The organism is Sorangium sp. So ce204 (assembly GCF_051526795.1).
In the GTDB taxonomy this organism is placed as follows: domain Bacteria; phylum Myxococcota_A; class Polyangia; order Polyangiales; family Polyangiaceae; genus Sorangium; species Sorangium cellulosum_B.
The window spans coordinates 287,093-299,449 of the sequence record NZ_CP150317.1; the positions used below are offsets into that span (position 1 = coordinate 287,093).

General features: G+C 69.6%; 8 protein-coding genes. All 8 read right to left on the bottom strand.

What is annotated here, in order from left to right; all coding sequences use genetic code 11:
* Position 1: 1 nt before the first annotated feature.
* The gene (locus WMF22_RS01120; RefSeq protein ID WP_437297274.1) at positions 2-571 is read right to left on the bottom strand and encodes a hypothetical protein; all 570 of its coding nucleotides are present in this window, start codon (positions 569-571) and stop codon (positions 2-4) included.
* Positions 572-604: 33 nt separating this feature from the next.
* Positions 605-3,895, bottom strand: coding sequence for a type VI secretion system contractile sheath large subunit (tssC, locus tag WMF22_RS01125; RefSeq protein WP_437297275.1), 3,291 nt, complete (start codon positions 3,893-3,895; stop codon positions 605-607).
* Between the two features lie 139 nt (positions 3,896-4,034).
* Entirely contained in the window at positions 4,035-4,925 is an 891-nt protein-coding gene (locus WMF22_RS01130) for a hypothetical protein (RefSeq protein ID WP_437297276.1), read from the bottom strand.
* Between the two features lie 6 nt (positions 4,926-4,931).
* Positions 4,932-5,927 carry a type VI secretion system protein IglI family protein gene (locus tag WMF22_RS01135; protein WP_437297277.1) on the bottom strand — a complete coding sequence of 332 codons (996 nt, stop codon included), beginning with the start codon at positions 5,925-5,927 and terminating at the stop codon, positions 4,932-4,934.
* 3 nt (positions 5,928-5,930) lie between these two features.
* Positions 5,931-6,320 carry a DUF4280 domain-containing protein gene (locus WMF22_RS01140; RefSeq protein WP_437297278.1) on the bottom strand — a complete coding sequence of 130 codons (390 nt, stop codon included), beginning with the start codon at positions 6,318-6,320 and terminating at the stop codon, positions 5,931-5,933.
* Positions 6,321-6,387: 67 nt separating this feature from the next.
* Positions 6,388-8,094, bottom strand: a complete 1,707-nt coding sequence (locus WMF22_RS01145) for a DUF4135 domain-containing protein (RefSeq protein ID WP_437297279.1) — start codon at positions 8,092-8,094, stop codon at positions 6,388-6,390.
* Positions 8,095-8,190: 96 nt separating this feature from the next.
* On the bottom strand, positions 8,191-9,882 hold the full coding sequence (locus tag WMF22_RS01150) for an AMP-binding protein (RefSeq protein WP_437297280.1): 1,692 nt from the start codon (positions 9,880-9,882) through the stop codon (positions 8,191-8,193).
* A gap of 224 nt (positions 9,883-10,106) precedes the next feature.
* Positions 10,107-12,296 (bottom strand): DUF362 domain-containing protein, encoded by a 2,190-nt coding sequence (locus tag WMF22_RS01155; RefSeq protein WP_438034561.1) that lies wholly within the window; start codon positions 12,294-12,296, stop codon positions 10,107-10,109.
* Positions 12,297-12,357: the final 61 nt, after the last annotated feature.

Consider the following 12,357-nt stretch of genomic DNA (forward strand, 5'->3'; position numbering starts at 1 on the left):
GTCAGCCGAGGGCCAGGCCCCAGGACTTGACGACGTTCTTTTGATCAGCGGTCGCGATGTGGAGGGTCTGCGCGCTGGGCTGCGGCTTGATCCCGATCTGGAACGCGTAGTTGATCGGAGACTGCACCTCGTTGGAGGCGTCGTCGGCGACCGAGACGTTGAGGTCCTCCCCGCGCTTCTCGAGCAGGCCGTTCATGTCGGTCTGGTTCGCGTGGAACGCGAGGTAGTACTTCTTCGCGACGGGGTCGTAGTCGTACACAGCGAACTGGTACACGACCTCGACGCTCGTCAGGCTGTTGATGATCAGGCTCGCGAGGGTCTGCCGGTTCGGCGCCGAGACCTGGCCGGAGAGGTACACCGCGTCGGTGACGCCCGTCTCCCACAGGGCGCCGCTCAGCACCGCCACGCACTTGAGATCCGTGGTGGGGTTCGTCGGGTCCTTGCAGGTCTGATCGACCGTGAGATCCGTGCCGGCGACCTTGATCTTGGTCAGGTAGCCGACCGGGGTCTGCTTGTCTTTCTTGTAGTTGTATCCCTGGTAGATATCGAGGCTTCTTCTGTATTCAGGCATGGCAGCTCGTCCTTTCCTCGGATCGCTTCAGGATCACTTGCCGCCCAGGCTGGCTTCGAGGCGCAGCTCGACGTCCATGCCCTCGAACTGCACGTGCGGGAGGACCGAGATGACCGACTTGTACCAGCCGAACGGCCCGGGCTTCGGCTCGACGGTCACCGAGGTGGCCTTGAAGGGGTAGTAGCGGAGCGTGAGATCGTCCGGGTTGGTCACGGTGGTGACGTAGCCGGAGAGCCACTCGGCGAGCGACTTCTGGATGTAGTCGCCGTCCGCGGTCGATCCGATGTAGTCGCGCACCATCGCCTTGACGTAGTGCGCGATGATCGTGATCGAGTAGGTGTACGCGAGGTTCGTGACGAGGAAGGAGTTCTTCGTCGCGACGTCCTCGAGGAAGTTCCTGCCCTTCTTCACGGACTGGGCGCTGAAGAACGTGCCGACCGCCTCGCCCTTCTTGTGCACGAGCGCGATGAGCCCGTTCCTCGCGAACTGGTACTCTCGGTAGTCGGGGATCACGATCTCGACGGGCGGGAGGAACTCCTCCTTGCCGTCGACCCCGATGGCCTTCTTGCCGTAGACGATCTCGTCGTCCTTGCGCGTGTACGAGAAGACGGTGAGCCCGTCCACCCTGCCGCCGCCCTTCGGGCCGCGGATGTGCTGCGCCCACTCGCTCGTCGCGTACGAGCGGATGAGGTTCTTGCCGAACAGCACCACGGGGTTGCCCCAGAGGAAGTTGTTCTCGTCGCCCGGCCGCTCGGGGTGCACCGTCTCTTCATAGGCGATCTCGTTGCCGAGCTCGGGCTCTCCCGTCGAGCCCCACGGCGTCCGGACGAGGTACCGCGGCAGGATCAGGCCGATGTAGGCGGCGTAGTCCTCGTCGCGGAAGGCGTCCCATTTGCCGTACTTCGGGTTGGACAGGACGGCGTCGAGATCGGCCAGATCGGCCACGTCCTGCATCGAGTCCTTGCCCATGAACTTGCTGTTCGCCGAGGCGAGGAACGGGCAGTGCGCGGACGCCGCGATCTTCGACATGGTCCGCAGCCACTTGATGTCGGCGCCGTCGCCCCGCACGTCCTCGAACTCGTAGAGGCCGAGCATGGTCGCGAACGGCTCCCCGCCGTACCGGTCGTACTCCTCGATGTAGACCTTGCGGAAGAGCGCGCTGGAGAAGATGTCGGAGTCGTGATCCAGGAAGTCGTTGCGCAGCTCCTCGCGCGTGACGTCGAGGAAGTCGATCACGATGTTCTCCTGCTGCACGTACTGGCAGAGATCCTCGAGCCCCTTCCAGTTCCGCTCCAGCTCCTGGACCCCGGGGGCGTGGTAGATCTTGTCCAGGTATTCGCTGAGCTGTCGATCCACCTGGGCGCTGAGCTTCGAGCAGACGTCGAGGAGCTCGCTCAGGTTGGCGCCCTTGCCGGAATACAGCTTGAGCTTCGCGCCGGGCGCCAGAGGGCCGGTCGGCTTGGTCGTCACGATGTCCACGTTGAGGAGGAGCGCGGCGAGCTCGTTCATGAGCCTCGCGCCGTCGCTCACGGTGACGTCGTGATCGCGGAACTCGACCTTCGAATAGCGCACGGGCGCGCCGTTCTGGGGGGCCGGGCCCTGCAGCTTGACGAGCGCCAGCGCCCCGTTCTTGTCGACCGTCTCTCCCACGGAGGAGCCGACCGCGCTGAGCACCGCCCTCTGGAGCTCCGGCGGGGCGCCCGGCGAGCCGTTGCCCGGTGCGCCGGGGGGCGCCGCGGACTTCACGATGGCGAGCTGCTGGTAGCCGGGCTGCAGAGCGGCCTGCAGGGCGAGGAGGCCTGACGTGTCGTTCTCCAGGGCGGCGCGCATCGTGTCGCGGAGCGCGGGCACGTTGCGCAGCTCGCTCTTGAGCGATCCGACCAGCTCGCTGATGATCCCGAGGCGGTTCAGCTCCGGGATGTTCGACGCGATGGTGTCCGGATTGAACGCAGCGATGGAGTCGAACGGCAGGACGCGCTCGGCGTTCAAGGGGATCTTGCCGTTCGGCACGACCGGCGGGATCGGCGAGAGCGGGGCGGCGTTCAACGCGTCCGATGACGTCTTCACGCCCTCGGCGCTGGTCTGCGCCCTGGTGGCGACGTCCTTCCGGACGTTGGTCCTGGCGTCGGTGGCGTCCGCGGCGGTGGCGCTCTGCCCCTTGGCGATCAGGGCGGCGAGCGCGTCGTGGGCCGCCTTCGCGGCGCTGGCGGCGTCCTTGGCGGCCCCGCCTGCCGATTTCGCGAAATCGATCAGATCGCGGGCCTTCTGCAGCGCGGCCTCCGCGTCGGCAGCGGCCTTGTCCAGATCTGCGCCGCTCTTGCCGTCGAGCGCGGCGACCTTGGTCGCCGAGGCATCGGTGGCGGTCTTCGCGGTGTCCGCGGCGCCCTTGGCCGCGGTCGCAGCCTTGACCGAGGCGTCGGCGGCGTCCTTCGCGTCTTGCAGCGTCGTAGCGCCGAGGGCGGTCTTGACGGCGTCCGGCAGCGCATCGACGCTCAGGGCGTCGGTGGCGGTCTTCTGCGCGCCCGCGTCCGTGACCTGCTGAGTCGCTCGATCGACGGCCGCCGCCGCGTCCACGGCGAAGCCCTTCTGCTCGTCCGGGACCAGGCCTGCCCACTGATCCATCGTGATCGGCGTGGCCACGACCTTGGTGTCGTCCTGCTCGGATTTCTGGACGTAAAGCCTCGTTCTGAAGGCCCGCTCGCCCTTGCCGACCGTCTCGACCACGCCCGCGACGACGCCGACGGGCTCGTCCCGCGCCGGGATCGTGAACAGGCCGCGCACCTTGCCGCCGCCGCCGAGGCCCGCGTCGATCATCGTGGGCAGGCTGTCAGCGACGAGCTCGACCTGGGCGCCGAAGGAGAGCTTGCCGGCCACCTTGCAGAGGCCGTTCTGGTCCTCGGTGCTCGTGAAGCTCGCCGAGCCGGAGAGCTTCACTTGCACGCTCTCGGGCGTTCCTTCGGGCGCCTTGCTGGCCGGGAGAGCGCCAGTGAGCTGAAGGCCCGTGATGGTCCCGGGCAGGTCGGTGGCGAGCCACGGCTCGAGCTTCACATAGGGGAGCAGCTCCCCCATGAACTTGTCCACCCTGGCGCCCAGCACGCCGAAGACGTACGAGCGAATGGGCCTGTCATAGAGGGAGGGGAGGTTGGAGACCCGGTTTGCGTACTCACCTTCGGCGTGAGCGTGGTCCCCGGTGAAGTTGCCGAGCACGAGCAGCCGGAAGGGCAGCTTCTTCTGCGCCTCCGTCCCGCTGATGCGCGTCCGGTAGCGGAGCATCAGCCGGGAACGGAACCGTTCTGGGAAAGGATAGGGAAATTGATTGCTCACGATCTTCTCCTGGGCGCGGGCTCTCACACCGCGGAGCAGGCGTCACGAGCCTGACCGCCTTCCAGCGCGATACGGAAAGCATTTCACGGTCCAGCGTCCAGGGCCAAAGAAGCGCGGTGCAGCCCCGGTGCGCCCCGCTTCAATCGCCGCGCGAGCGCGGCGCGCGACCCTCGAAGAGCAGGCGCACTTCGGGCCGCGAGGCCACGACGAGGGGCTCCACTCCCACCCTGCCGTCGCCGAGCCGGAGCGCCGCGCGCCCGTCCGGATCGACGAGCCAGACGCGGAGGAGCGCCTCGGTGGGATCGAGCCCGCGCCATACCGTGTTTTCCAGCCGGCGCATCACCTCGACGGGCCAATCATTGTCGATCCACGTGTCGTTCCACGTCTTGTGGAGCACGACGTCGAACCCCCACGTCGGGGAGCGCACGGTGCCGCCGAGCATCGCCGAGCCGAGCGCCGCTCGCCCGAGCTCGGCCGCCATGGCGGCGAGCTTTTCGGAGAACATCCCTCTTCGGACGGAGACCTGGAATTCGGGGAACACCCGCGAAAAGAGCCAATAGAGCCCCGAGGGCGTCGCGAGCCGCGAGATCTGCCGCAGCCTGTCGCCGAGGTACCGCCCCGCCGGGGCGAGCCAGCCGCTCGATCCGGGGTCGAGGGCTTCGAGCCTGTCGCGGAGGAGGGCCGCGTCGATGGTCTCGATCAGCGTGAAGAGGGGCGGCCCGAGCAGCGGATCGGCCTCGAGCTCCCGGAAATACGACGGGAGCGCCGACGTGGCCGACCGGAGACCCAGGTTCAGCGTGATGGTCACTCCGGCGGGGCCGAATCCGATGGAGTCCACGGCCGAGGGCTGCGGCGCGGCGGACGAGCGGCCCCGGAGGTGGATGGGGCGGCCCGGAAAGAGGCGCTGAACGAGCCGGTAGAGCGCCCACGGCTCGAATCGCCGCGCGTGCTTCGCGAGCGCCGACTCCAGCTCTCCCGCGGGGGGCGCGTCCGGCGGGTCGGAGGAGGCGGGCAATCCGGGCGCGGCCACCGCCGGTCACCCGTCCACGAAGGCGTCCAGATCCACCTGGTAGAGCTGCTCCAGCGCCTCCCACCGCGGACTGCCCATCTCTTCCCAGCAGGGCGCGATCTCGTCGATGTGCGAGGAGAGCGCCTGGAAATAGGGCACGAAGACGTCGGGGAAGAACACCTTGGGATCGAAGCTCTTGAGGGTGCGACGGAGGTCGTCCGCGATGACCGCCGCCTTCGGATATTGCCCGCTCTCGACCAGCGTGCTGAAGGCGTCGAGCTTCCGGAGGAGGTGCGCGAACGCCGGCGAGACGCGCAGCGTGCCCGAGGGAGCAGAGGTGTCCGGCGCGCGGGCGGGAGCGACGCGGGCGGGCACTGTCTCGGAGACGGGAGCAGGGTCGTCCTCGGGAGCCTCCGGAGCCTCGGGCGCGACGTCGGCCGGCGGCTCGGGCGGGGGCTCGGGCCGGGGGGCCGGCCTGGCGGCCGCGGCGATCTTGTCGAAGTGTGTCCTCACGCGCGCCTCCAGCTCGGAGAGCGCGTCCGTCGAGCGCGGCGCCGGGAGCACCTGGGTGATGGCGTCTCGCAGCGCGGCCGAGGCGAGGAGCGCGGGTCCGCCGACGGCGTCGTGATCGGCGCGGCTCCACTGCTTGAACGTCGCGTCCTTCATCTTCTCATGGACGTCGATGTGCTGGACGATCGTCCGGAAGAGCGTCGAATACGCCCCATCGACCGTCCGCTCCTTGCGCTCCGCGGGGCGCAGCGCGCTCCACCTCTCGACGACTGCCTTCCGGAGGGAGGTGAAGATCGGGGCGAGCGCCGGGGGCCCCTGCTCCGCGAACAGGCCGAGCGCATACGCGGTGATGACGCGCACGTCGGTCACCCCTTTTTCGAGGGCGCTCCTGGCCAGATCCGCGCCGCCGATCGGGTCGTTCGCCATGGCGCTCTCGAGCGCGGGGAGACGGCCGTCCTCGGCGTCCTTTCCGCCGCCTGAGAGCGCCTTTTCGAGGAGGGCGGGATCGAGCATGCCTCAGACGTCCATCACCTTGAATTGCCCTGGATTGAGCACCTGGATCACCCCGCCCCAGGAGCACATGAGCTTGCAGGAGACGTCGGTGGCCGGAGGCCCTTTGATCATCACCTTGGTGTTGCCCGGCAGCCACGTCCCGGCCGGGACCGGCACGCACGGCATGGGCGTGAGCACGCCCAGCGCGGCCGCGGTGGCCGAGGCGACGGTGGGATTGGCGAGCGACGTGCAGGCGCCGAACGGGGGGATGGTCGCGATCGCCGCCATGTCGGCGATGTTCGCGGAGGGCGCGCTCGAGAGCACGCCCTTCACGGGGAGCACGGCGAGCGTCGAGGGGGCGAGCCCGAAGCTGCACATCATGGTCGCGCCGGCGACGACCTGGGGACCGGACATGGAAAGCGCTCCTCTCGCAGGAGCGCGAGCATGCCCGAGGTGACGGGGAGGAGTGAAGTTTTCTGGATCAGAGGAACTGGCGTACTCTCTCTGGATGCTGGAGGCGCCGGGGGATCTGCAGCTCCGCTTCCAGCGCTGTCTGGAGATCCGTCTTCGTGCGGGCGATGGCGCCGCCCATGTGCGTCGTCGCGAGCCGAATACGGACTTCCTGGGTGCTGGAGACGTGGACCCCGGCAAGCGCGGCGGCCGCGGTCGTGACGCCGATCTTGGGGCGAGGATCGTACATGACCGCCTTGTCACGAGGCGGAAAGAACGCGGCGGGCACCGCGTTGAAGACGCCGCCGTACCACTCCGTCCAGCTCATGAAATTGCCGTTGATCGCGGTGGCCTCGTCGATCAGCGTGCCTCGCAGGTACTCCGTGATGCCGTTCACGTGCTGGCGGACCATGGTCGAGGTGGTGAGGATCACGCGCGCCAGCGGGTTGACCCGATCGAACTGCTGCATGAGCCAGTTGCTCGCGTGGTTGAGCGCGGCGGCCACGCCGTCCACGCCGTCCATGATGCCGAGGGCGATGAAGAGGGCGTACGTCCTCGCGTTCCGGACGCCCCCGCCGTTCGCGGTGGCCGCCCCGGAGTTCGCGTGGCCTCCGCCGCCGGGGAGCGAGACCGACTGGGCCTCCCATCCGGTGTTGGGGTCGCGGTAGGGGGCGAACATGCCGCCCGCCTGGGTGGCCGCTGGCGGTCTCGCCCCGAGCGCCGCTTCGAGCTTGGTGTGCGAGATGAGGGTATTCGCCGGTGCGGCGTTCGGAGCGAGCGAGAAGCCCATCTCCGCGTCGATCAGGAAGGGCCCGTTCACGGTGGCCATCACGTTCTCCTGGTGGAGATCGGTGATCCCGAAGGCGTTCGCGACGGCGATGAGCTTGCCCATCCCGTGGAAGTACCTGCTCGCCTGCTGCTCCGTCATCGCCTGCGCGCGGGGCTTGAACTCCATGTATCCGTAGCCGGCGTTGTGCTTCGGCGCGGCGATGTGGAGCAGCGGCAAGCCCATGTTCAACGTGTCGAACAGGCTCCTGAAGTTGGCCACGCGGGGGTGGCCCTGCGCGCACGCCGCGAAGGACTGCGGCGACCCCATCAGCATGAGCTGGAACGTGAGATCGGTGGGCTTGTAGACGACGCGCACGCCGTTGCCGTACCTCACGATCACCACGCGGCGCGCGCAGACGTGCGGGTCGCTCCCCTGAATGTCGATCGCGGCCACGCCCCCTCCCACGCCGAACAGGGTCGCGAGGAGGGCTCTGTCGCGGTGCAGGCGAGTGACGATCTCGACCCCGAAGTCGATATAGGACTGCCTGACGAGCTTGATGAGCGCGTCGACCCGGTCGGCGACGGTGGGCGGGAGCGTGTACACCAGGTTGGAGAAGAGGCTCCGGCTGATGCTGGTCGTGGTCGTGAGGAGACCGCGCGTGCGCGCCGTCCGGAGGGAGCTGACGATGCTCCACTCGCCGCGCGCGTACAGCAGCGCCGCGGTCTGGCACGGGCCGAAGAGGTCGCGCACCGCGTGGTCGAGGAGGCCCGAGGCGATGAGGGGCGCCATCATCGCTCGCGACCCGTCCACGCCGAGGTGCCAGTCGAGATCCGAGACAATGGATCGGAGCGCGCCCTCGATGTACGGGCGGGCGTCGTCGGCGTTGTTCAAGGGGGCGAGGGACACTCCCTGTGCGCCGATGCGCTGGAGCCCTTGGTCCAGCGCCTGCCTGATCTCGTTGTCGTACACGGGCTGCCGAGCGCGAACGTACCCGTCACGCCGGCGAGCACCAAATTCCCCGCGCGCCGGAGGTGATTCCCACCCGAGCGGGGCGCGCCCCGAGGCTCATCCGCCGTTCTCCCCACGAGGGGGCGGTGAGGTCAGCCGCCGCCGCAGCTCCACGAGCGCGGCGACTCCCGGGTTCGCGGCGCGCGCGTGCAGGCGGCCGGCGCGGTAGTTGGAGGCGCACCACTCCGGGTCGACCTTCTTGCCTTTTCCGCGTCCGTACAGCGGGAAGAGCTCCACCGCGTCCGGGGTGTAGTCTGGCCCGAAGCGCTCGCGGACGAGCTTGTCGATCGCGTCGGTGAAGCTCGGTTCGATCTTCCGTCCGCCGATGAACACGCACAACACGAACCGCGTGTCGCCGCGCGCGGCCCCGCCCGGCAAGGGCACGACGGCCGCGCCCTCGCAGAAAGGCAGCTCGCTCACCGCGAGCGACAAGGCCTCTCCCGGAAACACCCGCGCTGACCTCCGAGGGGTGAGCGTGCTGCCCCACAGGTACTCCGACGCCACGCGGGCGAGCAGGAAATAACCGTCTTTGTCCGGCTTGTCGCCGCGCCGCACGAACAGGCCGGCGTCGCCGGTCGTGGGCTTCTTCGTGGCGGGATCGAAGAGGTCCCACGGCACCCCGGGAGAGGGCAGCGCCTTGGCGTTGATCCCCAGAGGGCGCCGCGCCGAGAACAGCACCGTGCCCCCCGCGGCCGTGTCGATCAGCAGGTTGGAGAGGGGCAGCTTGCCGAGGTTGTTTCCGGCGAGCGCGGCGCGCGTCTCCATCCAGTCGAGCGGCTCCCCAACGTCCCGGAACAGCGCCTTGAGCGAGCCCGGCCAGGCGCGGGGCGAGGCGCGGAGCGCCGCGGTGGCGGACGCAGAGAGGCCGAGCGCGTTGACGCCCTCCGCGTCGAGGACGGCGGGGGTCGACTGGAAGGCGGCGAGCGGGACGGACACGTACGCCGCGCCCGCGAGCCACGCCGACAGCACCATGGGCAAGAAGGCCTGTTCGTGGTGAAACCCCGGCGCCGACAGCCGCTCTCCGGGCGCGAGGCGATAAACCAGCATCGCGTCCGAGAGGGCGCTGGAAACCACCGTCTCTGCGGGGACGAGGGTGGCTGTCCCGAACGGCGCGCGGAGGGGGGAGAGCGCGCCGAGGCACGGCTCCTTCGGGGCGTAGGCGTGCGGGCCCACGGCCGGGGCGCGCGGAGGGGCCGCGACCGGGAGCGCCTTCTTCGCGAGCTTCTCGCCCACCTTCGCGGGCGCCTTCGGATCGAGCACGACGTGGGCCGGCGCGAGGGCCTCCATGGCGGCTGCGAGCGCGAGATCGCCCTTCGGCGTTATCCAGGAGACGCACGCGCCGGCGTACAGCGCGGCGGCGAGCGCCACGACGCCGGTCACGCCGGGCGGGAGGACGATCGCGATCGCGGCGCCGGGCTTGACGCCGAGGGGCGTCCACGCCGCGGCGAGCGCGAAGGCCCGCGCGTGGAGCTCGGAGAAGCGGAGCCGCGCCGGAGCCCCTCGACTCGGCACCTCGACGAAGGCGATCCTGTCCGAGGCGGCGTGTCGCAGCACGGCGTCGGCGTAGACGTCATAGGCTGTTCCAGCGCGGCTCTTGAGCGTGCCAGTCCGCGCTGCGGCGAAGGCGAAGAGGGCGCGCCGGAACGCCGCGGGGTCCTCCCACGTGGCCGAGAGCGGCCCGGGATCCGGGCTCTCGTCCTCGCGGCGCAGCTCGACCGAGCGGAGCAGGGCGGCGAGATCGATCGGCATCCTGCGCTCGTAATCGAGGAGGCGCTGTCAGGTCAACTCCGCGGAGCTTCTCCCGTGAACAGCGACCGCTCTAGAACATCGATCAGCTTGGAAACCAGAGAAATGAGCCGCCAAGACGCCAAAAGACGCCAAGAAAACAATAAAAATTGGCGTCTTGTGGCGTCTCAACTTCTCGCCGTCCGCGTGCAGCTTCAACCCGTTTGTCGCTCTAGCACCTGTCCGGCTCAGGGATCGAGCACGAGCGTTCCAAACGCCTCGGGGACATGGAAGTTCGGCTTGCTCGTGCGGGGCGGGCTCCACGCGAGGTAGTGCCGCGGATCCTTGCCCTCCATCCGGTACAGGTTCATGGGCAGCCGCGCGTTCGGGGCGAGCGCGCCCACGATCCCCGGCGCCGCCAGCAGCGCCTCGATGACGGCCGTGCGCGCCTGCGCGTCCTGGCTGGTCGCGATCGTCGCGCCGCTCGACCACGCCGTGTCTTCCTGGCGCGTGTCGCGATCGATCGCGATATCGAAGAAATGGCCGAATGGCCCGATCTCCACCTCGAAATACCGCCTCGGCGAGCCCGGGGCCGGCGTCAGGAAGAGCTCGATGCAATCCTCTTTATAAAGTCCCTTCCGCTCCGCGCCGACGGGCTTCGAGCGATCCGTGTCGAGCCCCGCGTTCGAGAGCTCGAAGAGCGCGTGGAGCCCTTGTTTCGACCAGAGGAAGCGCGCCCGCGTGGGGAACCCGGTGCCCTTGCCGGCATAGTCGGTGTCCCACTGCACGGCCTTCGCGCGGCTCCATGCCGCGTCGTCGGCCTTCCCGTCGAGCACGATCTGCTCTCCGGGCGGCAGCGACGACGCGTGTGCCTCCGGCTTCGCGGGGCCTCCGCCCGGCCCTTCGCCCTGCTTCCCGTCGGGCGCCTTCTGCGAGGCCGGCGGCGCGGGATCGAGCCCCTTCGCGGGCCCGCCCGGCAAGGGCGCCTGTCCGGGCTCCCAGTCGAGCCGGAACGGCGCCATCGCCTTGTAGTGGACGGGCCTCGGGCTCTTCAGGAGCTCTGCCCCGTCTCCCGTGATCGCCGTCGCCTTGAGATCCAGCCCGAAGCGCTTCGCCGCGGCGTCGATGAGCGGCGAGGTCCGGTGGCCGCCGAGCTCGCGCGCGAGCGCTGGGCTGTTCCAGACGCCGAGGAGCTCCGCCGCCACGCGGTCGACCCGCACCGGGTTCGTGCCGCCGACGGCCACCATCTCCGCCGTGGGGTGGAGGACCTGGAAGCCGTCTCCGCCCATCGCCGGCGCGCCGTCGCCGAGCACCGCGTCCGGCGCGGATATCTCGAGCACGTCGACCATCCGCTCGGCGAAGACGCGGAGCGACGACAAGTAAAGAGATCTATCCTCCTGGCCAGCGGACTTCGTGTCCAGGTACGCCTTGAGCTCCCTGTGCATCCTCCACTTCTGCTTGTAGGCAGGCGCGCTGTCCGACAGCATGACCGTGCCCTGCATCCCCTTGATACCGACGGAGATGACCGAGTACCGGTGCATCTTGAGCCGGGGGAGCGACAGGAAGAGCCCGTGGTCGAGGTGCTCGGCCAGCACCTTCGGCATGAGCAGCGTCGGGACGTGCGTTGTCTGGATGCCGCGGATGGCGAGGGGCTTTCCGGGCCTGTCCCCGGCGACGTCGTAGACCCCGTCGTCGTCCATCGCGACGAGCGCGGCGCCCTCCTCCGCGGCCATCGCCTCGTAGCCGGTGCGCTGCGCGATGTCCTTCCAGAACTTGTGCGAGTGGCCGCAGCCCTCGGCGATCGTGATCTTCGTGTGCCCGCGCGCCTTGAGGCACTGGACGACGCCTCGAACGAACTCCGGCTGGGTGATCCGGCCGGTCACGCCGTCGTCGCCCTTCGACTTCGCAGGGTCCTTCACGCTGTCGAACCCGCAGATGTTCGGCTTGAGGAGCACGGGAGTCGCCGCGGGGCGCCTCGGCACCACCACCTCGCAGATGCGCTTGCCGAGCTCCAGGGGACCCTGGCCGCGGAGCACGGTGACGGGCGAGTCGTCGGCCTTGATGCGCTCGACGTGCCGCTTCCTGAGGGCGGCGCCGTCGATGCTGTCCGACGCGATCACCGAGGGCCCGGACTCGTACCGCTGCGACGCGCCCGCGACCACGTCGCTCGACGCGCTCGGGACGGCGGTCGGGACGGCGGGGTGCGCGGAGGTGGCGGCGAACGAGGAGGCGGTCGCCGCCGGCGCGGGCGCCGACGATGAGGTCGCCGCGTCGGGCGGCGACCGCGGGGCGGCGGGGCCGCCGTCGCCGGGACCGCCGCCCGGCTGGCGTTGCCGGTCCCCGCAGCCCGAGAGGACGGCGAGCAGCGCCGGGAGCGCCGCGATCGCGCGGGGAGCCCGCCGCGTCCGGCCGCCGTGGATCGTTCGTGCCCTGTTCATCCCGCGAGCACGATGGCGCGAAACGGCGGCGAGGAGAAGGCGCCACGAGACATCGTCGAAG